General features: G+C 57.4%; 23 protein-coding genes. 10 read left to right on the top strand and 13 right to left on the bottom strand.

Going from position 1 to position 23,142, the window contains the following annotated elements; genetic code table 11:
• Nucleotides 1-14: 14 nt before the first annotated feature.
• From LCM21_RS13805 to LCM21_RS13790, 4 genes are read right to left on the bottom strand one after another with little or no spacing between them, the layout of a single operon-like run.
• The gene (locus tag LCM21_RS13805) at nt 15-1,112 is read right to left on the bottom strand and encodes an ABC transporter ATP-binding protein (RefSeq protein WP_224891120.1); all 1,098 of its coding nucleotides are present in this window, start codon (nt 1,110-1,112) and stop codon (nt 15-17) included.
• Between the two features lie 3 nt (nt 1,113-1,115).
• Nucleotides 1,116-2,015, bottom strand: coding sequence for a carbohydrate ABC transporter permease (locus LCM21_RS13800; RefSeq protein ID WP_224891119.1), 900 nt, complete (start codon nt 2,013-2,015; stop codon nt 1,116-1,118).
• The gene (locus LCM21_RS13795) at nt 2,008-2,880 is read right to left on the bottom strand and encodes a carbohydrate ABC transporter permease (protein ID WP_224891118.1); all 873 of its coding nucleotides are present in this window, start codon (nt 2,878-2,880) and stop codon (nt 2,008-2,010) included. The genes LCM21_RS13800 and LCM21_RS13795 overlap by 8 nt, the downstream gene beginning before the upstream one ends.
• Nucleotides 2,881-2,937: 57 nt before the next feature.
• Nucleotides 2,938-4,182, bottom strand: a complete 1,245-nt coding sequence (locus LCM21_RS13790; RefSeq protein WP_224891117.1) for an ABC transporter substrate-binding protein — start codon at nt 4,180-4,182, stop codon at nt 2,938-2,940.
• A gap of 219 nt (nt 4,183-4,401) precedes the next feature.
• Between LCM21_RS13790 and LCM21_RS13785 the strand changes: the two genes are divergently transcribed.
• On the top strand, nt 4,402-5,142 hold the full coding sequence (locus tag LCM21_RS13785; RefSeq protein WP_224891116.1) for a response regulator transcription factor: 741 nt from the start codon (nt 4,402-4,404) through the stop codon (nt 5,140-5,142).
• Complete coding sequence (locus LCM21_RS13780) at nt 5,139-6,587, top strand: sensor histidine kinase (protein ID WP_224891115.1); 1,449 nt, start codon at nt 5,139-5,141, stop codon at nt 6,585-6,587. Before LCM21_RS13785 ends, LCM21_RS13780 begins: the two co-directional genes overlap by 4 nt.
• A 4-nt stretch (nt 6,588-6,591) precedes the next feature.
• On the opposite strand, the gene fliP is transcribed toward LCM21_RS13780, so the two are convergent.
• The 4 genes from fliP to fliF are packed head-to-tail and all read right to left on the bottom strand — an operon-like array spanning nt 6,592 to nt 9,782.
• Nucleotides 6,592-7,323: a flagellar type III secretion system pore protein FliP gene (gene fliP, locus LCM21_RS13775; protein ID WP_224891114.1), complete on the bottom strand. Its 732-nt coding sequence runs from the start codon at nt 7,321-7,323 to the stop codon at nt 6,592-6,594.
• Nucleotides 7,323-7,604: a FliM/FliN family flagellar motor switch protein gene (locus tag LCM21_RS13770; protein WP_068336688.1), complete on the bottom strand. Its 282-nt coding sequence runs from the start codon at nt 7,602-7,604 to the stop codon at nt 7,323-7,325. Before LCM21_RS13770 ends, fliP begins: the two co-directional genes overlap by 1 nt.
• Nucleotides 7,597-8,193 carry a FliH/SctL family protein gene (locus LCM21_RS13765; protein WP_224891113.1) on the bottom strand — a complete coding sequence of 199 codons (597 nt, stop codon included), beginning with the start codon at nt 8,191-8,193 and terminating at the stop codon, nt 7,597-7,599. The genes LCM21_RS13770 and LCM21_RS13765 overlap by 8 nt, the downstream gene beginning before the upstream one ends.
• Nucleotides 8,193-9,782, bottom strand: coding sequence for a flagellar basal-body MS-ring/collar protein FliF (gene fliF, locus LCM21_RS13760; RefSeq protein WP_224891112.1), 1,590 nt, complete (start codon nt 9,780-9,782; stop codon nt 8,193-8,195). Before fliF ends, LCM21_RS13765 begins: the two co-directional genes overlap by 1 nt.
• A 119-nt stretch (nt 9,783-9,901) precedes the next feature.
• On the opposite strand from fliF, the gene LCM21_RS13755 reads away from it, so the two are divergent.
• Genes LCM21_RS13755 through LCM21_RS13735 form a run of 5 tightly spaced genes read left to right on the top strand, consistent with a single transcriptional unit; the run spans nt 9,902 to nt 14,542 of the window.
• On the top strand, nt 9,902-10,399 hold the full coding sequence (locus LCM21_RS13755) for a flagellar basal body-associated FliL family protein (RefSeq protein WP_224891111.1): 498 nt from the start codon (nt 9,902-9,904) through the stop codon (nt 10,397-10,399).
• A 9-nt stretch (nt 10,400-10,408) separates the two neighbouring features.
• Entirely contained in the window at nt 10,409-10,924 is a 516-nt protein-coding gene (locus LCM21_RS13750) for a hypothetical protein (protein ID WP_224891110.1), read from the top strand.
• On the top strand, nt 10,921-11,493 hold the full coding sequence (locus tag LCM21_RS13745) for a MotE family protein (protein WP_224891109.1): 573 nt from the start codon (nt 10,921-10,923) through the stop codon (nt 11,491-11,493). Before LCM21_RS13750 ends, LCM21_RS13745 begins: the two co-directional genes overlap by 4 nt.
• 38 nt (nt 11,494-11,531) lie before the next feature.
• Complete coding sequence (gene motA / locus LCM21_RS13740; protein WP_068336699.1) at nt 11,532-12,401, top strand: flagellar motor stator protein MotA; 870 nt, start codon at nt 11,532-11,534, stop codon at nt 12,399-12,401.
• Entirely contained in the window at nt 12,398-14,542 is a 2,145-nt protein-coding gene (locus tag LCM21_RS13735; RefSeq protein WP_224891108.1) for a hypothetical protein, read from the top strand. Before motA ends, LCM21_RS13735 begins: the two co-directional genes overlap by 4 nt.
• 64 nt (nt 14,543-14,606) lie before the next feature.
• Here the strand turns inward: LCM21_RS13735 and LCM21_RS13730 are convergent, their stop codons facing one another.
• A complete protein-coding gene (locus tag LCM21_RS13730) occupies nt 14,607-15,950 on the bottom strand; it encodes an MmgE/PrpD family protein (protein ID WP_224891107.1) in 1,344 nt (447 codons plus the stop codon).
• Nucleotides 15,950-18,388, bottom strand: coding sequence for a GcvT family protein (locus LCM21_RS13725; protein ID WP_224891106.1), 2,439 nt, complete (start codon nt 18,386-18,388; stop codon nt 15,950-15,952). The genes LCM21_RS13730 and LCM21_RS13725 overlap by 1 nt, the downstream gene beginning before the upstream one ends.
• A 254-nt stretch (nt 18,389-18,642) precedes the next feature.
• Here LCM21_RS13725 and LCM21_RS13720 point away from each other — a divergent pair, with 254 nt between their 5' ends.
• A complete protein-coding gene (locus LCM21_RS13720) occupies nt 18,643-18,972 on the top strand; it encodes a hypothetical protein (protein ID WP_224891105.1) in 330 nt (109 codons plus the stop codon).
• 4 nt (nt 18,973-18,976) lie between these two features.
• On the opposite strand, the gene LCM21_RS13715 is transcribed toward LCM21_RS13720, so the two are convergent.
• Nucleotides 18,977-19,480, bottom strand: a complete 504-nt coding sequence (locus tag LCM21_RS13715) for a potassium channel family protein (RefSeq protein WP_224891104.1) — start codon at nt 19,478-19,480, stop codon at nt 18,977-18,979.
• Between the two features lie 75 nt (nt 19,481-19,555).
• Nucleotides 19,556-20,461 carry an oxygen-dependent tRNA uridine(34) hydroxylase TrhO gene (gene trhO / locus LCM21_RS13710; protein ID WP_224891103.1) on the bottom strand — a complete coding sequence of 302 codons (906 nt, stop codon included), beginning with the start codon at nt 20,459-20,461 and terminating at the stop codon, nt 19,556-19,558.
• Nucleotides 20,462-20,558: 97 nt separating this feature from the next.
• Between trhO and pncA the strand changes: the two genes are divergently transcribed.
• Nucleotides 20,559-21,152: a bifunctional nicotinamidase/pyrazinamidase gene (gene pncA / locus LCM21_RS13705; RefSeq protein ID WP_224891102.1), complete on the top strand. Its 594-nt coding sequence runs from the start codon at nt 20,559-20,561 to the stop codon at nt 21,150-21,152.
• Here the strand turns inward: pncA and LCM21_RS13700 are convergent.
• Entirely contained in the window at nt 21,149-21,682 is a 534-nt protein-coding gene (locus tag LCM21_RS13700) for a hypothetical protein (RefSeq protein WP_224891101.1), read from the bottom strand. The two genes, pncA and LCM21_RS13700, sit on opposite strands and share 4 nt — an antisense overlap.
• Before the next feature lie 166 nt (nt 21,683-21,848).
• Here LCM21_RS13700 and pncB point away from each other — a divergent pair, with 166 nt between their 5' ends.
• Nucleotides 21,849-23,141: a nicotinate phosphoribosyltransferase gene (gene pncB / locus LCM21_RS13695; RefSeq protein ID WP_224891100.1), complete on the top strand. Its 1,293-nt coding sequence runs from the start codon at nt 21,849-21,851 to the stop codon at nt 23,139-23,141.
• The last annotated feature ends 1 nt before the right edge of the window (nt 23,142 follow it).

Genomic DNA, 23,142 nt, shown 5'->3' with positions numbered 1-23,142 from the left:
GCGGCGCTTTTGGTTTAATTCAGGCGTTCGCCGGTCTCTTTGGCAAAGTATGACACCTTGCTCATGTCAAAGGCGAGGTTCAGCATCTCACCCGCCCGTGCACTGGTTTCCGCGTGCAGGCGCGCGGTGACTTGCTTGCCGCCCAGTTCCGAGACTACATAGGTGTCCGCGCCCGCCGGTTCGACCATATCGACCAAACACGCGGCCTCTTGCACGCCAGCCCCTGCACGGAACCCGGCCTCGGCGATATCTTCGGGGCGCAAACCAAGGATGACGTCCTTGGGCAACGATAGGTCGCGGGTATCTTTCAGCACCAGTGTTTCACCCGTTTCACGCGCGATGGCGATCTCGGTACCAGACCCGTTCTTGGTCGCCTGCGCCGGAATCAGGTTCATCGCGGGAGAGCCCATGAAATCGGCCACGAACAGATTGGCCGGATTGTTGTAAATCTCGGCCGGGGTGCCGATCTGTTGTACAACCCCACCCTTCAGGACGACGATTTTGGTGGCCAGGGTCATCGCCTCGATCTGGTCGTGCGTGACGTAAACGATCGAGGCATCCAGCGTCTGGTGCAGCTTCTTGATCTCGGTCCGCATCTCGACCCGCAGTTTAGCGTCGAGGTTGGACAGAGGCTCGTCAAACAGGAACAGCTTTGGATCGCGCACCAGCGCCCGGCCCATCGCAACCCGTTGCCGCTGACCGCCCGACAACTGACTGGGACGACGATTCAGCAGCGGTTCGATCTGCAGCAGCGATGCGACCTCTTTCAGCTTGGCGTCCTGCGTGGCCTGATCGACGCCGCGCACCTTCATGCCGAAGGTAATGTTCTTGGCGACGGTCATCGTCGGATACAAAGCGTATGACTGGAACACCATCGCAATATCGCGGTCCTTTGGGCTGACATGGGTCATGTCCTTACCGCCAATGGACAAGGTGCCGCCAGAAATCGGCTCTAACCCCGCGATACAATTCAACAGGGTGGACTTGCCGCAACCCGAAGGGCCGACCAGAACCAGGAAATCACCCGGCTCGATCGAAATGTTGATGTCCTTAAGAATCTCGGTTGCGCCGTAATTTTTGAACAGATTGTTGATATCTAGGATCGGGGCCATGATTTATCCCTTCACGGAACCAGCGGTCAGGCCGCGGATGAAATACTTACCGGCTACGACATAGACAAGCAGCGTCGGCAGCCCCGCAATAATCGCGGCGGCCATGTCGACGTTGTATTCTTTGACGCCGGTGGTGGAGTTTACGATGTTGTTCAGCGCCACAGTCACGGGCTGTGTGCCCGCCTGACTGAACGACACACCGAACAGGAAGTCGTTCCAGATCTGCGTGAACTGCCAGATCACTGTCACTACGACGATGGGCAGCGACAGCGGTAGGAAGATCGACCAGAAAATTCGCAGGAAACCAGCCCCATCGACACGGGCGGCCTTGGTCAGTTCGGCCGGGATGGTGACATAGTAGTTGCGGAAAAACAGCGTGGTGAAGCCCAGCCCATAGATCACGTGGACAAAGATCAGACCCGGAATGGTGCCTGCGATGCCCATCATGCCCAACAGGCGCGCCATCGGCAGCAGAACCACCTGGAACGGGATGAAGCAGCCAAACAGCATCAGCGAGAAGATAATGTTCGCGCCCTTGAACCGCCACTGAGCCACGACATAGCCATTCAGCGCGCCCAGCAGGGTCGAGATGGCCACAGCGGGCACCGCGATCAGGACTGAGTTCCAGAAATAGGGCCGCAAGCCTTCACACTGGATACCGGTACAGGCACCGGACCACGCGGTTTTCCAGGCGTCAAAGCTGACCTCTCGCGGCAGTGAGATCAGGGACCCGGTGCGAATCTCCTCAAGGCTTTTCAGCGATGTCGTCAGCATCACGAACAGCGGCATCAGGTAATACAGCGCGAATAGGCCCAGCAGGACATAGAGCAACCAACGCAGGGCAATCTTACCGGTGGCGCTTTGGCTGCGGGTTTGGGTTTGGGGCATCGACAGATCAGTCATTTTTCGCCCTCAGTTCTGAGTAAAGATAGGGAACCACGATGGCAAAGACGACCAGCATCATGATCATCGCGGACGAAGCCGCCTGACCGATATCACCGCGCGAAAACGCCATCGCGTACATGTAAGTCGCCGGGAGATCGGTCGCGTAACCCGGACCGCCGCCCGTCAGGGCAACGACCAGATCAAAGCTCTTGATCGCAAGGTGTGCCAGCACGATGAAGGCGGACAGAAAGATCGGCGCCATCGAGGGGATGATAATCGCCGTATAGATGCGCCACGTGGGGATACCATCGACCTGCGCGGCCTTGATGATCTCACCATCCACCGACCGCAGACCCGCCAGGAACAGCGCCATGACGAAGCCCGAGCTTTGCCAGATCGCGGCCATCACGATGGTGTAGATGGCATAATCCGGGTTCACCAGCCAATCGAATTCGAAATTCGGAAAGCCCCAACCCTGTACCATAGATTCAATGCCCAGCCCCGGGTTCAGAATCCATTTCCACGCCGTCCCTGTTACGATCATCGACAGCGCCATAGGGTACAGGTAGATCGTGCGGATCGCCCCTTCGACGCGAATCTTCTGATCCAGCAAGATGGCCAGCAGCAGACCCAGCACCATCGCGATCGCGATGAACAGCGCGCCAAAGATATACAGGTTGTTGATCGCCGTATCCCAGCGGGGCGAGTCAAACAGGCGTTCATATTGCATGAAGCCCTTGATCTCGTATTTCGGCAGTAGTTTTGATCGGGTCAGCGACACCCATGCGGTCCATCCGATAAAGCCGTAGACAAAGATCAATACGGCGATGAACGACGGTGCCAGCACCACCTTGGGCAGGTGGTTTTCCAGCCATTCAGACATTTCAGCCTCCGGGGAAAGATGCTCTGCCCCTCAGTATAGGGGGCAGAGCGTATTGGATCAGTAGCTGTTTGCTACCGCGTCCGCCAATTGCTGAACCGCGTCAGCCGAGGACATATCCGAGTTGAAATGTGCGGTCACAACATCCGTAATCGCACCGGACTGCGCACCGCGCAGCGCCATGCCATGAGCATACGACGGCAGCAGCGAGCCCGCGTCCGAAGTCGCGCCCATATCTTCGGCCGACAGGTTGGCGCAGATGTCGAAATCATCCAGCGCCACGTCGGTCCGTGCAGGGATCGAGCCTTTGTTCAGGTTGAACACCTTCTGGAAGTTCGGCGCGACGATCAGCTTGGCCAAGAGGTCCTGACCGGCTTTCTTGTCGCCTCCGTCCACGTCGAACATGGCAAAGCTGTCGACGTTGTAGAGATAGCCGTCGCCGGGGGTCGAGGCGCACAGGAAATCTTCACCGGGTTTCTTGCCTGCTGCCAGGAATTCACCCTTTGCCCAGTCACCCATGATTTGAAATGCCGCTTCGCCATTCATCACCATGGCGGTGGCAAGGTTCCAATCACGGCCCGAGAAGTTCTCGTCCACATAACCGCGCAGGGTGCGCATCTGGTCAAAGACCTGCACCATGGTGTCCGAGGTCAGCGCATCGGGGTCCAGATCAACCAATGCTTTCTGGAAGAACTCCGGCCCGCCAATACCAAGAACCACGGTTTCGAAAACGGTCGCGTCCTGCCACGCCTGACCGCCATGGGCCAGCGGGACCACACCGGCGGCTTGCAGTTTTTCAGCGGCGGCGTTGAATTCATCCCATGTGGTTGGCATTTCAATGCCGTTGGCTGCCAGAACGTCTGCGTTGGCCCAGATCCAGTCGACACGGTGGACATTGACCGGTGCAGCGCACCAGGCACCTTCACACATCATGTGGCCCGCGATCGAAGCCGGCAATACCTCGGCCCAGCCTTCCGCTTCGGCAACCGAAGAGATATCGGCCAGAACGCCCTCTTCGTACCATTCCTGGATCGCGGGGCCTTTCAACTGAACGGCGGTCGGAGCGTTGCCGGACAGAACGCGCGCCCGAAGGGCGGTCATGGCAGCATCCCCGCCGCCGCCAGCAACCGGCATGTCGGTCCAGGTGCCTCCGTTCGAGGCGAACTCTTCCTGCAAAACCGCCACGGATTTGGCTTCACCGCCCGAGGTCCACCAATGCAGAACTTCGGCCTGTGGCCCAGCAAAAACCGACGATCCGGCCATGACAGCCAGCGTCGATGCAGTGGCCAATGCGATATTTTTCATTTTCTGTCTCCTCCCTCGAGAACTCTGTAACTGCAAAAGCAGCGATGCGGGCCATACTGCGGTCAGATTGCCGTCTGGCAACGCGTAATCCGGCGCTAAAGCGCGCCTTGGCCCAAAAATCCACCGCTTTTGTTACAGCGTGTTACGTTGACATTGAATCTGTTTCCGTTCGTTACAATGAATGAGACCTGAGGAGCAGAATTCGGGAGGAAAAACCGCGTGAGTATTCCGCGACTTTTGGTGGTGGATGACGACCCCGAGATGCGGTCGATGATGACGCAGTTCCTGCATCAGAACGGATTCATTGCCTTGCCAGCCAGTTCGGAAACGGAAATTCGCACTCATCTGACGGCAGGGCGGATCGACCTTATCCTGCTGGACGTGATGCTGGGGGACGAGAACGGGGTCGAAATCTGCGCCCGGCTGCGCGCCGAACAGGATGTGCCAATCATTCTGGTCTCGGCCCTTTCGGCCGATCATCAGCGCATGGCGGGGTATGCGGTTGGCGCGGATGACTATATTGCGAAACCTTTCAACCCACAGCTTTTGCTTGCCCGTGTCCGTGCCGTGATGCAACGCGCCCGGCGCACGCCTTCGCTGGCGTATCGCCGCCGCACCCACAGCTTTCGGTTCAACAACTGGACCTATGATGGCAAACGCGATGAGGTGCATTCGCCTGAAGGGTACCTTGTATCCCTGTCGCAGCGTGAGACCGCGCTGCTCAAGGTTTTGCTGGCCAACCCTCATATTCCGTTGACCCGGATCGAAATTGCCGCCGCGCTGGATGTAACCGGCAGCACCGACAAGCCCGAGGCACAGGGGCGCGCGATTGATATGCTTGTCGGCCGGCTGCGCTCGAAGATAGAGGCCAACCCGAAAGAGCCGCAAATGCTGCGAACCGAGCGCGGGGTCGGTTACATCTTTGCAGCCGAGGTGTCAGCGGTGGAAGACGACGAATGACATGGGCGCCCCGCCTTCGCAGTCTGGGCTGGATCTGGAGCGGAGCGGCTTTTGTTTCGGGGCTGCTCTCCGCAGGCCTCTGGTTCTATTCGGCGAACGCGTGGGATGATTTCCTGACTCGCGCTTATGTTGCAGGTTTTTCTGTTTACGAAGAGCTGCGGACCGAAAAAAGCCCAACGCCGGGGATCAGGATCACCCCCTTGCCGCCAGAGGCCGCGCGATTGGCCGATGCGGGACAGTTCGAACAACTGCCAGGCATGTCGGACCGCAGCTTTGTCACCAACCTGTCGATTCTGACCGACACCACCACCCCCCTGACCGGGCGCGAGCTGACGCTGGCTGTGATGTCTGACAGGCTTATCTACCCGGTCTCGGATATTCTGTCGCGGATTGATCAGACCGGACCTGAAAAGATGGGCAACCTCACCCGTCTGTTGGCGACCTATTGCAGCGAGCCCATCCTGATCGCGCAGTTTGGATACAATGATTGGCAGCGCGTGGATGGGACTGATATCTGGGGCTGCAAGGCGGCACCTGCTGACCTGCGCCTGCCCGCGATTCTGGCTGCGATTGTCGCATTATCGGTCATAATGTCTTCGGTCGGCAGCGTCTCAGACAGTTTTGCCCGATTCTCGGGCGCACTGCGCGACCGTAAGCGTCGGGGTGGACCCAGCAGCTATGATGCGAATGGCCCGCTTGAGTTGCGTGAGATTGTTTCGGCCGTGAATGACCATTTGGATGCTGAACGCATGCAACTGGAAAAACGCGCCACCGTTTTGTCCGGCGTAAGTCACGATCTGGGAACGCCGGCAACGCGTGTTCGTCTGCGCGCCGCCTTGATTCCGGATAACGAATTGCGCGAAAAGCTTGAGGCCGACGTGGATCAGATGACCGGAATGATCGAAAGCGTTCTGACCTACACCCGCTCTGAGCTCAATGTTGAAGAGCCTCGCCAGATTTCCTTAACCGCGCTGGTCGAGTCCCTTGTCGCGGATTACCAGGACATGGATCTGCCGGTAACACTGAAGAAAATAGCGCCGGTCGCGATTGAGGGCGCGCCTTCAGTCTTTATGTCCCGGCGCGGCCACGGATCACTGCCCGAGACACGAAGAATGCTGGTCGTCGGGCGGCCGATCTCCCTGAGGCGGGCTTTGACCAATTTGATCGACAACGCGCTAAAATACGGCCGCCATGCCGAGGTTGAACTGGAAACCGACGCGCGTATGGCGACCATCACGGTTGAGGATAAGGGCACGGATCTCTCGGTCTCGGATATCGAGGCGCTGATGGCCCCGTTTCGGCGCGGTGCCAATATCGGGTCATCAGACGGTTTTGGTTTGGGTCTTACAATCGCCGCCACCGTGGCCGAGCAGCATGGCGGCACCCTGAGTTTTGAGGCCGGGGATCATGGCCTGCGCGCACAGTTGCAGATTACCCGACAATAACGCGTCACGTCACATAGCTGCGCACCAATGCCCCTGCAATCAATGACCAGCCATCGGCGATGACGAAGAAAGCCAGTTTAAACGGTAGCGAAACGGTCGCAGGTGGCACCATCATCATCCCCATCGACATCAGCACGGCAGCGACGACGAGGTCGATGATCAGAAACGGCAGGAAAATCAGAAACCCGATCTGAAAAGCGCGGGCTATCTCGGACAGCATGAAGGACGGCATCAGTATAGACAGTGGAGCTTCGGGCGTCAGGGAAAGGGTGTCGCCGCCGGGCCGAAGAGCGGCCATGGCATGAAACGTATCCGGGTCCAGCCGGGCGGCCATGAATGCACGAAACGGTTGAATCGCAAGTTGCAAGGCCGGTTCAACGTCCATGGTTTCTTCGACCAAGGGTTCGATGCCGGTGGTCCACGCTTCGGAAAAAACAGGTTCCATGACGAAGTAGGTCAGGAACATTGCAAGGCTTACGATCAGCATGTTGGGCGGCGATTGCTGCAACCCAATACCCTGCCGTAGTATAGACAATACGGTGATCAGAAACGGAAAACAGGTGATCATGATCGCCAACCCGGGCGCAAGGCTCAGGATAGTGATCAAAAGGATCAGCTGGATCGATCGCGCCGAAATTGACCCCCCTTCGCCCAGCGACAGCGACAAGTCCTGCGCCGCAGCCAAGGATGGGGACAGGGTTGCCAGCGCGATGACCAGCCAGAGCAATACCCGCATCAACCGATCCCGTTCTGCAAATCCGCGATCTCGGTCAAACGCACGGCAAGCTGCCCGGCCTGATCGCCTTCCAATTCCTCAAGAAGGCCCCGGGCAACCAATTGGTCACCGACGTAAAGCTCAACCGGATCATCAATCCGTTTGTCTAGTTTCAGCACAGCGTTCTCACCCATGTTCAGCAGATCGCGGATCAACGGGCGCGCGCGCCCGACCGAGACCGTTACCTCAATCGGGACGGCCTCAAACGGGTTGATTTTTTCTGGTTTGTGGAGGTCACTCATTTGCTAAAGCCTTTTTTGCCTCAAAAACATACGCGTCGAATGCCGCGGCGATCGAAGTGAGCAGGCTGCTGCAATCCACCTCGCGTTGTGATGTGCCGACCTGCAAGCGAGCCCGACCGGGTTCCAGCGCTGCGTGCTCGCGCACGCGGGTGGATGATGACAAATCTTGCGGCAACAAGGCTTCCACTTCAGCTACGCGGCCTTCAGGTACAAAAATCTGCATTGGTTGATTGATCTGTTCCTGCGCCATTTCGCATAGCTGTTCGACCAATCGGGCGGCGAAGCCACGGTTTAGTGTCTCGGGAAGGACAACATCCACCAAGCTCTGGAACATCGGTTCCAGTGACAGGGACATTCGGGTTGTGGCTTCCTGATAGGTGAAGGACATGTCCTCTAGCGAACGTGCCAATTCGTCTGAAACCCGCCCCCGGCTTTGCTCCTGTGCCTGAACAGCGTCTTCCCAACCCGCGCTATAGCCTTGCTCGAAGGCGGCTAATCGTTGTTCTTCCAGCGCATCCTCGTCCAGAAGGTGCAACTTGCTGTCGTCGGGCTGCAGTTTGAAGTCTTCAAGAAGATGGGCAATCGACATCACACACGCTCCTCACTTTCTTCGAGCCAGCTGCGTAGGATCTCTACGGTTTCTTCCTGCTTGTCGCCGATCATCTCCCGCAAACGGTCGACCGGGTCTTCGCCAATCTGAGCGCCCAGTGCAGGGATGTCGCCGTCGGACACGTGAACAGGTAGCGATTGGAATGGCCCACTTTCGTCGAGCGCAATCTCACCGGTCAGAAAATCATCGGGTTCGGGGATCGAATCAGTGGTTAACAAAGCGGGGGCGGTCACAGGGTTTGTCAGGATCGGTCGGATCACGAACAAACCGAGGACGACAGCAACAATCGCAAGTACCGCCATTTGAATCAGAGACATCGCATCAAAATGGACTTTCTGCCAGATCGACGAAGACGCCAGCGTCCCTTGCGGTTCGACCGCAGGCAGATCAAGTGATTTGAGTGTGATGACATCCCCACGCTCGGCGTCGAAACCGACGGCTGATGCGACAAGTTCCCTTAGCGCCTGCAACTCTGCTTCGGGCATTGGCTCAAAGGTCTCAACCCCAGCGGCATCTACCGTTTGCGTGCCATTGACCAGAACCGCAACCGTCAGACGCTTGATAGCACCGGGAGCGTTGTGAACCTCAAGCTCGGTCTCAGAGACCTCATAATTCACCCGCTCACGCGTTTGCGTGGCCGTGGAGTTTGATTCGTCGCCACCAGCCCCATCGCCGTCCGGCAGATTCGAGGCCACGGTCACATCCGCAGATTGGTTACGGGCGCTGTCCGAGCGTTCTTCGATGTCGGTGCTGATGGCGACGCGGCTATTTGGATCAAAGCGGCGTTCGCGGATAGACTCTGTTTTGGTCACTGTATCGACACTGACTTCGACCACTGCATTTCCGGTCCCGACGCGCGCCTCAACCAGCCGCATCACTCTTTCGCGCAATTGCCGCGCTTTATCATCGGCTGTATCCGCCGCAGCCGTTGTTTCCTGTGCCCCAATAACCGTCCCGTTCGAATCGATTACCGTAACCTTCTCGGGCGCCAAACCACTTACAGCCGACGCCACCAGAAACCGGATAGCCTTGGCCTGGTCCGACGTGACCTGCGACCCCGAAGGTACCAGATAAACCGATGCTGTCGGGGCCACGTTTCGCTGAAACGGGTTGGCCGACCCGTTGGCAATATGCACGCGCGCCTGACTGATATGAGGGCTGCCAACGATGGTGCGGGCCAGTTCACCTTCTTTGGCACGCCAATAGGCTGCGTCGAACATCTGCGACGTTGTGCCGAACCCGCTGAGCGTATCCAGCAGTTCATAGCCTTGATTGCCATTTGCGGGCAGGCCTTCGCTGGCCAGAGTCAGGCGAAGCTCGTCCCGCTGTGATCCGGGCACATAAATCGAGCCGCCCCGAATTTCATAGGAAACCCCGCGCTGATCCAGCGAACGGACAATGTCCCCTGCCGCACCGCTTTCCAGCCCGGCATATAAAAGGGTCATCGATGGCGCTGTGACCAACCGCGACATCGCAAGGACCCCAAGAAAAACCAGCACAACTGCGCCGGCAACGATAATTTGTCTACGCCTGTCCAAACTTGCCCAGACAGTTCCGATCTGCTGCACGCTCACCTCCGACTCGCCGACATTCTGCCCGGCGCATCCCCTGTTTGGACGATTGCCCTTAACAATCGGTTAGTTCCTGCCGGGTTATGACGATTCTGGAACCGACAAATGAGGACGTCATGACTGACGCGACTGCAGAACAGGCAGAGACACCCGTAAAAAGCGGGAAAAAAGGAACGATTATCGGGTTGCTTCTTGCTGTGGCCGGGGCTGGCGGTGGGTACTTTGTGACCACGTCCGGGATGTTGCCATTCGGCGGCAAGCACGTGATGGAAAACGCCAGTGGGCTAAATGAGACTGAGCCTTTGAAGGTGTTACCGAACGTGGACTTTATCGACCTTCCGCCAGTGGTCGTCTCGGTAAAAGCAGGTGATTCGCGGCATCTGAAATTTCACGCTCAGCTAGAGGTGAACAGCGACTACATAGACGATGTCGAAATGATGAAACCTCGCATCATGGATGTCCTGAACGGATACCTGCGCGCTGTTGAGATGTCGGATTTAGAAGATTCGCTGGCCCTCATGCGTATCCGGGGGCACCTGCTGCGGCGCATTGAAATCGTTGTTGGAGAAGGCCGCGTACGCGACGTTCTCGTCATGGAATTCGTTTTGAACTAGGAGGCGAAATTGGAGCTGATTGCAGATATTTTGCTGGTCGCTGGCGCACTTGGTGCGGGTCTTTACTGTTTCGTGCTGTCCCGGCGGCTCAGGCGCTTTACTGATCTGGAAAAAGGTGTGGGCGGCGCGGTCGCCGTACTGTCGACCCAGGCAGATGAGTTGAAAAAGTCATTGGACGCAGCACGTGATGCCTCGGACCAGTCAGGCGCGGTATTGAAAGACCTGACACAGCGCGCGGAATCGGTTGCCCAGCGACTGGAACTGATGATGGCGTCCATGCACGATGTCATCCCACCAGAGGATGAGCCCCCGACGCCGACCGTATCACCGACCGCTGAAAAAACAGAAGAGGTCGAGGCAGAAATCGAAGATGCGGTGGAACATAATACGGTGGAAGTGGACGAAACTGCGGAAGAGGTCGCAGACTTCGCGGAAACAAACGCCCCCGAATCGCCCGAGGCCAAACGGTCCGATGGTTTGATGTTCTTCCGGCACAACCGGTTGCAGGGCGAGGCATCAACATGACCCGCCAGCAAAACGAGCGCGCACGGGGTGGTGTGCTTGCTGTGATTTCGTTGCTCATGATTGGGTCTGCCGCCATTCGGCTTGGGTTGGAGGCAGGACCAGCATTCGCAAAAACGACCGAACCTTCTGCCCCATCCACCAAACAAGAGCGGGTGGATATGCCCGGAGCGCAAGTTTTGCTCACCGAGCTATTGCGTCGAGAGGAGGCCTTGAAACAGCGCGAGGCGGCAGCCCTGGATAAGCAGAAAGCGTTGGATATCGCGTCTGAGGCGATCGAGAAAAGGCTGGCTGCCTTGCAAGAAGCCGAAGAATCCCTGCGCGCGACGCTCGCCCTTTCTGAAACCGCCGCCGAAACGGATCTGACGCGCCTGACGGATGTGTATCAAAGCATGAAACCCAAAGATGCCGCTGCCTTGTTCGAAACGATGGATCCTGACTTTGCTGCCGGGTTCCTGTCGCGCATGCCCCCGGACGCGGCAGCCGGCGTGTTGGCCGGGCTGAGGCCTGAAGCCGCCTACACGATAAGCGTCATTATGGCGGGGCGAAATGCGGCTGCGCCTCAGGAATAACATTTGAACCCCGCACAGGAACTTGACGGAGATCACCCATGATCGGAGTTATCGGAATTGTCATCATTTTCGCAATGGTGTTCGGCGGCTATCTGGCGGCGGGCGGCACGATGACCATCATTATGAAGTCGCTACCGTTTGAAATGATGATTATCGGCGGCGCAGCCGTCGGTGCCTTTATGATCAGTAACGACTCGAGTGCTGTAAAGCACACGGTCAGGGATATGAGAAAAGTCTTCCGGGGGCCGAAATGGAAGCCCGAGGACTACCGTGACTTGCTGTGCCTGCTGTTCTCGCTGATCCGAATTGCCAAGGCGAACCCGGTGGAGGTTGAGCACCACATAGAAGACCCTGAGAACTCGTCGCTGTTTTCTGCCTATCCGAAAATAAAGGCCGATAAAGAAGCTGTTGACCTGATTTGTGACACGATGCGCTCGGCTTCGATGAATTACGACGATCCGCACCAGGTGGAAGAGGTTTTGGACAAACGGATGGAGGCGAATTTCCACCGCGCAATGCATCCTAGTCACGCCTTGCAGACGGTTGCGGACGGTTTGCCCGCCTTGGGTATCGTTGCGGCGGTTCTGGGTGTGATTAAAACGATGAGCTCGATCGACCAGCCGCCAGAGGTCTTGGGCAAGCTGATCGGGGGCGCGCTTGTGGGGACCTTTCTGGGCGTGTTCTTAGCTTACGGTCTGGTTGGTCCGTTTGCGGGTAAATTGAAGGCGGTTGTTGAAGAGGACAATCATTTCTACCAACTGATCAAAGAAGTTTTGGTCGCAAATATGCACAACCATAACGCCGCCATGTGTATCGAGGTTGGGCGTCAGAACACGCCCACTCATAACCGTCCCGGCTTTACCGAGTTGGAAGAGGCATTGAAACAACTCAAGCAGGCGGCAGCATGAACCGGTTCGCATTTATTACTGCTGCAGTGATCGCGGCGGCCTCGGGGGCTGCAGCAGATGACTTGACCGTACGCTCGGGCGAGCATGAAGGTTTCACCCGACTTGTTGTCCACGTGCCGCAAGACACCGGCTGGGTTCTGAAACACACGAAAAACGGCGCAAGGCTGCATGTCGCTCTCAAGGACGCAACGTATGACATTAGCTCGGTTTTTCGGCGCCTGACGCAAGACCGGCTGACCGCCATGTCTCAGGCAAAGCCCGGCGCGGCCCTTGAATTGGAGTTCGGTTGCGATTGTGTCGCGTCGGCCTATCTGTTCAAGAATACAATGATCGTGATTGATATCGCTCCCGGCACCTTGCCGCCTTCGCTGATCAGCGATGTGCCCCTGCCGGTTTTGCCCGAAAACCGGAAACAGGAACCTGCACCTGGATCGGAACAGGCCTTGGACACGTTGGCTTTACCGCTGTTGAACCAGAACGCAAACGGGTTCGAGGACCAGCTTTCGACCCGTCTTTTGCAAGGCGCGGATCGGGACATTATCGATCTGAACATTGCGGCGGTTGGACCAAGGGCCTCGACCAGCAAGCAAGAGGTGTTTTTACCATCTGATTTGGAGATGAACATTCAGGTTACGTCTATCCTGGACGATCTTGAAGGTCTTCTTGGGCCGGATATCCCCGAGTTGAAGAAACGTCGCGACTGTGTGTCCAGCGACGAACTGGCGTTTGAAGATTGGTCAGATGGCAGACCATTCGCCGTACAGGCTGCATATCTTAGGTCCGAATTGTATCAGGAGTTCGACACCGTTGATACGCAGAAGGCGATGGAACTGGCAAAGCTTTATGCCTATTCCGGTTTTGGCGCCGAAGCGATGACGGCCTTAAATTTACTGGGCGACCAATCACTAGAAACTGATCGTGTCGCCGCCATTGGGCGTGTTCTGGACAACGGACCTTTGACCGAAAACAACCCGTTTGCCGGGCTTCAGCGATGCGACAGTGATGCAGCCCTTTGGGCGGCTCTGACCGAAGGGAACCTGCGAGAAGACGCCAATCTGACAGCGATCGAACAAAGCTTTGTCCGGTTGCCTGATCACTTGCGGCGCCATGTTGGTCCGGCACTTTCCGATATTCTGGTAGATGGAAAGGAACTGGAGGCTGCGCGGCGCGTATTGCGCTCGGTTGATCGCGTCAACACTCAGACGAATGCGAGCCTTGCGCACGCCAAGGCAAGTGTCGCATCAGCTGAAGGTGATGCCCCAAAGACCGAAGCGTTGTTGACCGAAGCCATCGAAGCCTCGGACGCCACGTTCGAGGCACCCATAGCGTTGACGCGATTGGTGGACAAACGTTGGCGTGAACGTGGCGCGATCTCGCCCAAAGAACTGGAATTGGCGGACTCCTACACGGTTGAATTTCGCCATGCTGACATTGGCGAAATGATGCAACGGACGCACGCAGTCGCGCTTAGCCTGGGGCAAGAGTTCGATGCCGCATTGGATGCATTGGCCGAGCTTCCCGAGGACGAGGATACCGCGGACGCATTAAACCGCGTGGTGCTTATTCTTACGGAGCGGGCAGAAGATGCCACCTTTTCGCGCCGTATTCTGGCTTTGCCGCAAAAGCAAGCCGACCAGCTTACAACTGATACAGCCATTGCTGTTGCGAACCGGCTGACCGAGCTTGGATTTTCAAGACAGGCGCGGGCTTTGGCAAATCGGCCTCAGGATAGGCTCAGAACAGACGAGCTAGCCCGCGTGCGCGCCAGAGCAGCGCTTTTGGACCAACGCCCGCATCAGGCATTGCTTGAGCTGGAAGACGACCACACAGAGGAGGCGATAGATTTGCGAGCCGAAGCTTTACAGGCCGCCGGTGAATTTGCCGCCGCGGGGGCCTTGATGCGTGATGCGGGCCGTACAGATGATGCAAGCCGGTTCTACTGGCTGGCCGATCAGACAGATGAGGCGGAGTTGGCGCAGAGCGAAAAGTTCGATCTGGTCATCAAGTCGACGCTGGGCTTAACCGCCGAAGTGGGTCGCCTGCCGGACACTCCATTGGCTGATGCGAAAAGCTTGCTGAGAGACAGCGCGGAGACCCGCCAAATGGTTGCTGACCTATTGGGAACGCTGGTTGAGAACTGAGTCTGGCTGTGCATCCCCTAATCCGGCGGTTAATCGACATATAGGAACAAGACAAATCCGTGCGTCAGGGCTCAAAGATCAATGGTGACAGATCAGAGAATCGCGAGCCCGGCGCGACCCAACCCAAAACAACATCCCGGATCGCCTCGGCGCGCTCCAGGCCAATGACCGGTACCGCAAACTCCAGGTATTTGTCGATCACTTCACCCCGTTGCATCGGTGCCTCAGGGCCGCCCCGCGCGTGGACGTCTTCGGATTTTAGAAGCTGACCGTCCGTGGTTTCGATCGTGACATCGGCCCAGCGGCCCACGGGGAAACGGGTGTTGTGGCGATCCGTTTCAGTCACATGAATACGGGAAATAAACTCGGCAATCGCCGGGTCCGACAAACCAGAGCCCGCAATACGCTCTACGCCGATCCGGCCGTGGATGGCTTGCGCGGCGACCGCGAAAGGGAGTGAGTATTGCGCCTGCGACGTTGTTGCGGGCATCCCGGCATACAAACATGCCGCCTGATGGAATGTATTGATTTGAACAGATCGAATCTGCGTGTGTGTCAGGTTGTTGTCCCGCATCACCAAACGCACGGCATCTATTGATGCATGGGCCCAACGACAAATCGGGTACGGTTTCACATATTGATGCTCGACCTGCCAGAACTGGCCCAGATCAGCCCAATGTGGTTCTGCGGACTCAGCCTCAATTGTGATGGCGGGTGCCCCGGTAAATCCGCGCTCGGCCAGGATCGCGGCGGAAAGACCGACCAGCGCCCCCCATCCCGATCCGTCATGCAGCATCGTTGGATTGGCTATCTCGCGCATCATCTGGCTGCGGGGGCCGTGATATTCGGCAATACCCATCGCCTGACGCAGTTCGTTCGGCGTATGGCCCCGTAGCCGAGCGGCCATTGCGACCACGCCCAACGCATTCCACGCACCTGACGTATGATAGTCGCTCACCGATGCGTGCAACGACAGCCCGGCGCGCCCGGCGATTTCGTACCCGGTTATAACGGTCGCCAACGCGTCGGGGCCTGTCAGATCCGGGCAATGCTCGGCCAGTGCAATCAGCGCTGGCAGAACCACCACGCCAATATGCCCCTTGGTGGGTTGATAGCCATCGTGACCATCCAGATTGTCGATCTGGGTCGCCCCTGCAAAAGCCGCCCCGGCCATGCTGACCGAGCGGCCATCAAAGGCCATTCGCGCGCTAAAGCTCGCGTCGGAACTGGTATAGAGCATTGCTGCCGTATCGCGCGCGATCACCCCGGCCTCCATCGGGCCGGATGCGATAAGGATGCCCATCGTATCCAGCATCATCAGCGCCGCCGCCTGTTTGGCGCTTTCGGGCATCTCATCCGCGCTGCGGTTCAGGGCAAAATCTGCAACGCTTGAGAAGGTCCCGGCCATCAGATCGTCTCGGCAACCGGCTGAATGTCACGTAGCTTAAGCCCCTCGAGATCGAATGGCGGTTCCGCGAGTATTTTGGCTTTGTGCGGTTTGCCTAAAATAAAGACTTCGACGGTATCGCCCGCACCCGCCACTTTGGGGTCAGCATATCCAATGGCCAGAGATTTACCTACCGAATACCCATATGCGCCCGACGTTACGCGACCCACGGGGGTGCCCTCGGGGGTAAAGATCGGCTCCCCTCCGGTCGCGTCAGCCTCAACCGCCTCGACCTCGAAAATCGACAGAATTTCGCGGGCGGGGTTATCCTTGATGGCAAGATAGGCTTGCTTGTTCAGGAAGTCCTTATCCAGCTTGATCAGGCCCGCTAGCCCAACCTCCTGCGGCCAGTATTCCTGAGAATATTCACGCCCCCATGAGCCATAGCCTTTTTCGATGCGCAGAGACCCCAGTGCGCGACCGCCCACAGGACCTCCGCCCAGCTCTTTAGCCGCATCAATAAGCGCGGAATAGAGCCTGATTTGATCACTCTCGGCGCAATGCAACTCCCACCCCAAATCACCTGTAAAGCTGACACGGATGGCGAGGCAGGTGACTCCGGCAACATCGATCACCCGAGATCGCATGAAACGGAACCCTTCATTCGACAGGTCCGCATTGGTCAAGCGCTGCAAAAGATCGCGCGACTTGGGTCCGGCAACGTTGACGCCTGCGATACGGTCAGTGGCAACTTCGAACGTGGTGTCGCTTGGTAGGTCGACCATATTGAAAAACCGCTGATGATAGCGTTCGGCCATGCCTGAGCCGATCATCATGTATTCGTCGTCAGCGACCTTGGTGATGGTAAAGTCGCCCGCCACACCACCGCGCACCGAGATCAGAGGCGTCAAGCATGAGCGCCCGATTTCGGTTGGCACCCGGTTTGCGACCAAACGATCCAGCCAGTCATGTGCGCCCGGGCCTTTGATCACGTAGTTGGCGAAATTCGAAATATCTATGACGCCAACATGATCGCGCAGCATCTGCACCTCACGACCGACAGGCTTCCACCAGTTTTGGCGGGTGAAACCGTTGGTCTCGGTCGTGCCGGGCTGATCGGCGAACCATAGCGGATGCTCCCAGCCGCAATTCAGTCCAAACACGCAGCCCATCTCTTTTTGCATTTCATAAGCCGGGCGAACGCGGGCAGGGCGGCCGGCGCTGCGTTCCTCGTTCGGGAAGTGAATGGCGAAACGGTGCGTATACGCGTCTTCGACACGGGCCTTGGTGAACGCCTTATCGGCCCAGTCCCCAAATCGGGCTAGATCCCAGGCAAACATGTCGTATTGCGGTTCACCCTCAATCATCCATTGCGCCGACAGCAAGCCTAGGCCGCCAGATTGCGAGAAGCCGGGGATAATACCAGTGCAACAGAAGTAGTTCCGCAACTCCGGCACCGGCCCCCAAATCGCATTGCTGTCGGGCGACCAGATCATCGGGCCATTGATTACCCGTTTTACGCCTGCGGTTGCCGCAACCGGAACCCGTTCAGTGGCGCGGATCACATTCTCCATGATCCGGTCCAGATCGTCAGGAAACAGATCATGGGCAAAGTCCAGCGGGGTACCGTTTTCTGCCCAGAATTTCATGTCCTTCTCATAGGCGCCGATCAGCAACCCGTTGCCCTCCTGACGGAAGTAGTATTCGCCATCACGGTCAGCGATTGAGGGCAAGCGTCGGCCCAGAGACGCAACCTCTTCAATTGCCTCGGTCACGAAATACTGGTGTTCGGTCGGTTGCAACGGCAGCTCGATCCCGGCTAGCGCTGCAACCTCACGACCCCAAAGACCCCCGGCATTCACCACCCATTGCGCATGGATATCGCCTTTCTCAGTACGTACGATCCACGAGCCATCAGGCTGCTGTTCCGTCCCTATTACAGGGCAAAACCGCTCAATCGTTGCCCCCAGCGCACGCGCACCGGCAGCGTAGGCCATTGTCACGCCTGAGGGATCCACGTTGCCGCCATCGGGTTCGTACATGATGCATCGGATGTCATCGAACTGTGCCAGCGGGTGCAGCTCTTTCGCTTGCTCGCGGCTGATTTCGTGGAAGTTCAGGCCATAAAACCGCGCCTTGGCTTCTTGCAAGCGCAGTTGGTGCTCGCGATCCTCTGTCTGGGCCAAGTACAGTGAGCCGGGTTGGAAAACGCCGCAGCCTTGCCCGGTTTCCTTTTCCAACTCCTTGTACAGGTTCATTGTGTAGTGCTGGATGCGGGTGATGTTGTTATTGTCATGTAGTCCGTGGATATTCGCCGCCGCGTGCCAGGTCGACCCCGAGGTCAGCTCATCACGCTCCAGCAAGACCACATCGGTCCAGCCGAGCTTGGCCAGATGGTAAAGGATCGAGCATCCGACCAGCCCTCCACCAATCACAACGGCCTGTGCGTGGGTTTTCATGGGGCTTTCCTCCTGATCGTGTGCTTGCGTGCCCGTTCAGGAAAGTCAGCCACAGGTCACGGGCAGCTTATGCTCTGTTCCCGACGCGAAATGTCGGGAACAGGCGCAGAGGTCCGGTTTCTGCGGAGTTATCTTTTTTGGTTTGTCAGTCAAAAAAGGCTGGCCTGGCATATTTCCGCCGAGTCCCCCGTGCCCCCACTTGAAATAAACTGTTAATGTTCCATCTTTGTTCTATACAGTCAGAGGAACGTCCGATGGCCCAACACACGCAAAGCACCGCCTTGGGCGGCCCATCAAACGACTATCATCTGCTACCCGTTACCGACCGGCAGATGCGCTATGCCCGCGCCATCGCCAAACAGTCCGCGTTGGATATTCCTGTTGAGGCGCAGCGCGACCGCAAGTCAATGTCGGCTTGGATTTCGGCGCATAAACCGCATGACCCGTCACCTTTCGCCAATTATCCCACAGGCAAACAGGTGGCTTTTGCTGAACGCATCTCGCGCAGCAAACGTAGGCCGATCCCGTCCGAGTGTTTCCGCGACAAACACGCCATGTCCAAATGGATCGACCGCAACAAATAAGCGGTCAGTCCCTTTTGTGATCCCGCGCGTAAATCCCGACAGCCGCGGCGACGAACAGGCCTAACAGGATGTAACCGGTAATCGCCTCGGCCACCGCCAACCCACGGCACAGACCCGCAGGACGCAAGTCGCCGAACCCCACAGTTGTGAAGGTGACGTAGGAAAAATACAGAACGTCATATGGCCCTTTGGCACCAACAACACACAGGTCGTAATACCCGAACGAGCCGTAGACGGCGGCAAACAGGAAGGGGACGACTTGTATAAAGGATATCCCCATCAGCAAAAGCTGGCGCTTTGGCGATTTGACCTGAGTCATTGAGTACCAGGTCTGCGACACCAGCCAGATCATCAGCAGTATCGTTGTCGCCGTACCGATCTTGTCGCCGGCGGTCGTCTCACTCAGACGGGACAGACCAAACCAGGCGACAAAGCTGACAATCACCAGGCCAAGCGCGGCGACCAGGGTCGACTTCCACTCTTCCAGCGTTTTTGGTTCGCGGCGCATGATACCTCCGGTCGGATGATACGGGTATGATGATCGGCTTTCCGACCCGCCCCTGCAACCTTGTTTATCAGAGCCTTAGTCGGTGCCCAGATGCTCGTGTCCGCGCTGGCGTGCCAGGGCGATCTGTTTCTGCCGCTCGCGAAAGCGCATCTTGTCGGCCTCGGATGTCTCATGAATGCAGTTGTGGCAAGACACACCATGTTCGTATTCAGGGCGCTTCATGTCTTCGGGCAGGATCGGACGGCGGCACCCGTGACACAGGTTGTGCGGGCCTTCGACCAGCCCGTGTCCGACCGAGACACGATTGTCGAATACAAAACACTCACCCTGCCAAGCGCTGTCTTCGGCAGGCATTTCCTCGAGATAGCGCAGGATGCCACCCTTCAGGTGGTACACATCCTCGACCCCCTGGCCCAACAGGAAATTCGTCGACTTCTCACAGCGGATGCCGCCGGTGCAGAACATCGCGACGCGCTTGTTATGGAACCGATCCTTGTTTTCCGCCCACCAGGCCGGAAACTCGCGGAAACTGGCTGTTTCAGGGTCTATTGCGCCCTCAAACGTACCAATTGCCACTTCGTAATCGTTCCGAGTGTCGATCACCACAACATCGTCTGAACGGATCAGATCGTTCCAATCCTCGGGGTCGACATAGTGGCCGACGCGGGCACGGGGATCGATATCCGGCTGGCCCATTGTCACGATCTCTTTTTTCAGGCGGACTTTCATCTTGCCGAAGGGCGGATGATCGGCGGTCGCCTCTTTCCACTCCAGGTCGGTACAGCCGGGCAGGGCACGGATATGAGCCAGTACCGCGTCGATCCCCGCTCGTGGTCCGGCAATGGTGCCATTGATCCCCTCTTGCGCCAGCAGCAGTGTGCCTTTGACCCCTTGCTCGCGACATAGCTGTATCAACGGCTCGCGCAGGGCAGCGTGGTCGGGGAAACGCGTGAAATGATATAAGGCGGCAATCGTGTACATATGCGCGGTCTAAACCCGCGCTGAAAGAGTCGCAAGGGATTGGATTGACGCCCCCCTTTCATCCGCTTACCGATGTTGCAACCTGACGGAGACCGCGATGACCCATGCCCTGCTTGTAATCGATGTCCAGAACGATTTCTGCCCCGGTGGTGCGTTGGCCGTATCCGGCGGGGATGAGATCGTGGCCCCGATCAACGCCATGATGGACGACTTTGATGTCGTTATCCTGACGCAGGACTGGCATCCGGAGGGGCATTCCTCATTCGCCAGTTCTCATGACGGGAAAAACCCGTTTGACCTTACCGACATGCCCTATGGCCCGCAGGTGTTGTGGCCGGATCATTGCGTACAGGGAACACAAGGCGCGGCCTTTCACCCGGACTTGCGCACAGATGGCGACCTGATCATCCGAAAGGGGTTCCGCCCGGCAATCGACAGCTATTCCGCCTTTTTTGAAAATGACCAAACGACCCCAACCGGGCTGGAAGGGTATCTGAGGACCCGCGGGATCAACAGGTTGACCCTTGTCGGACTGGCAACAGATTTCTGCGTCCATTTCTCGGCCGTGGACGCTGCGCGGCTAGGGTTTGACGTAGCCGTTCGCATGGACGCATGTCGCGCCATTGATATGGACGGGTCGCTGACCGCCGCCGAAACAGCGATGAGAGATGCAGGCGTAACGCTGACCTAGGGTGTGGTGCCCTGGGAGGCCAGGTATCTAAATATGATAACCACGATCACCGCCAGCCCAAGTGCAAAGCCGATACGGCCCTGAATCGAACGCCGCTTTGGTTTCTTCACCTCGGCTTGCCGGGCCTTTGGCGTCCAGTCCGGTACCTCGCGGGTAATTTCTGCCCTTGGTCGGGCGCGCCGCACATCATCCAGAAACTGCCAGAAGTCGAAATCGCCGCAATACTCGCCCTGAACACCCATATTTCGGATGTTTGCAAACAGCCGCTTTAAAATACGCTCGCGATCTGCGGCATCCTCGGACCGGTAATACCCGTGTGGCAGGCCATTGCCTTTTGATTCCAGGCTAAACCCGGATTCCAGAAATATGCGGCGAATCTTGGGGGACGCGCTGTGCAAGGCCGCGATGGTTCGGGCGTTGCGGAAAGACGCGCGAACGGCCCGGTGACCCTTCATGGCGGCAACACCATGTTCGGGATCGACTTCGTCCGGTGCGATCGCCACAATATCAAAATCGTACTCAAGAACCATTCACTAACTAAACCTTGTTCTTCCAACCCCTTCTTTTCACTAACCAATGAAAAGACCACACAATTTGCTCGATTTGTGACCTCAACTTGTCATTGTTATCAATTTAGCGACTCTTGCTAATCCGCGCACCTATTGATCTAACAACGGAAATCGCAGGAGTTTTACCATGGTCGATATTGCGACGCGTGTGTACAATCATAAATGGAAGATTGACCCGATTGTACGGTCTTTGATCGACACAGACTTCTACAAACTGCTGATGTGCCAGTCAGTGTTTCGAAATAAGCCCCAAACGGATGTGGTTTTTTCGCTGATCAATCGGTCGAATCACATTCCACTGGCGAATCTGATCGACGAAGGTGAACTGCGCGAGCAACTGGATCACATCCGCTCGCTTGGTCTGAGCCGGGGCGAAAGCACCTGGCTGCGCGGCAATACCTTCTATGGAAAACGTCAGATGTTTCGGTCGGATTTCATGGAATGGTTCGAAAATCTGCGCCTGCCGCCCTATCACCTTGAGCGGAAAGGCGATCAGTATGAGCTGACGTTCGAGGGCAAATGGCATGAGGTCATGCTGTGGGAAATCCCGGCGCTGGCCGTGCTGATGGAGCTGCGGTCGCGTGCGGTTCTGAACCAAATGCGCCGGTTCGAGCTACAAGTGCTTTACGCCCGTGCGATGACGCGTGTCTGGGAAAAGATCGAAAAGCTGCGCAAGATTGACGGCTTGGGGATCGCGGATTTTGGCACAAGGCGGCGACATTCGTTTCTGTGGCAGGACTGGTGCGTGCAGGCGATGATAGAAGGCTTGGGGCCCGCGTTTTCCGGCACCTCGAACTGTCTGATCGCCATGCGGCGCGAGGTTGAAGCGATCGGTACAAACGCGCATGAACTGCCTATGGTCTATTCTGCGCTGGCCGATTCAGATGAAGAACTGGCGCAAGCCCCCTATGACGTGCTGAGCGACTGGCACGAAGAACATGATGGGAACCTGCGCATTATTCTGCCCGACACCTACGGAACCCAAGGGTTTCTGGACCGCGCGCCGGACTGGCTGGCGGGTTGGACCGGCATACGCGTAGACAGCGGCGATCCGGCTACGGGGGCTGAGATTGCTATCAACTGGTGGAAATCGCGCGGCGAAGACCCGACGCAAAAGCGGATCATTTTCTCGGATGGTTTGGACGTTGGGAAAATCCAGGAGCTGCACAGCCAATTCGCCCATCGCACCAAAGTATCCTTTGGCTGGGGCACGTTGCTGACAAATGATTTCCGCGGCCTGGTCCCGAATGACGCGCTGGCGCCATTCTCACTGGTTTGCAAAGCGGTTTCGGCCAATGGCCGACCGACCGTGAAACTGTCGGACAACCCGGAAAAGGCGATGGGTCCGAAAGATGAGATCGCGCGCTACAAGCGGATCTTTGGTGTGGGTGCGCAGGAATCGGTAGAAGTTATTGTTTAGA

It is taken from the genome of Ruegeria profundi (assembly GCF_020171505.1).
Classification (GTDB): Bacteria; Pseudomonadota; Alphaproteobacteria; order Rhodobacterales; family Rhodobacteraceae; genus Ruegeria; species Ruegeria profundi.
This window is presented reverse-complemented; position numbering and strand designations above follow the sequence as displayed.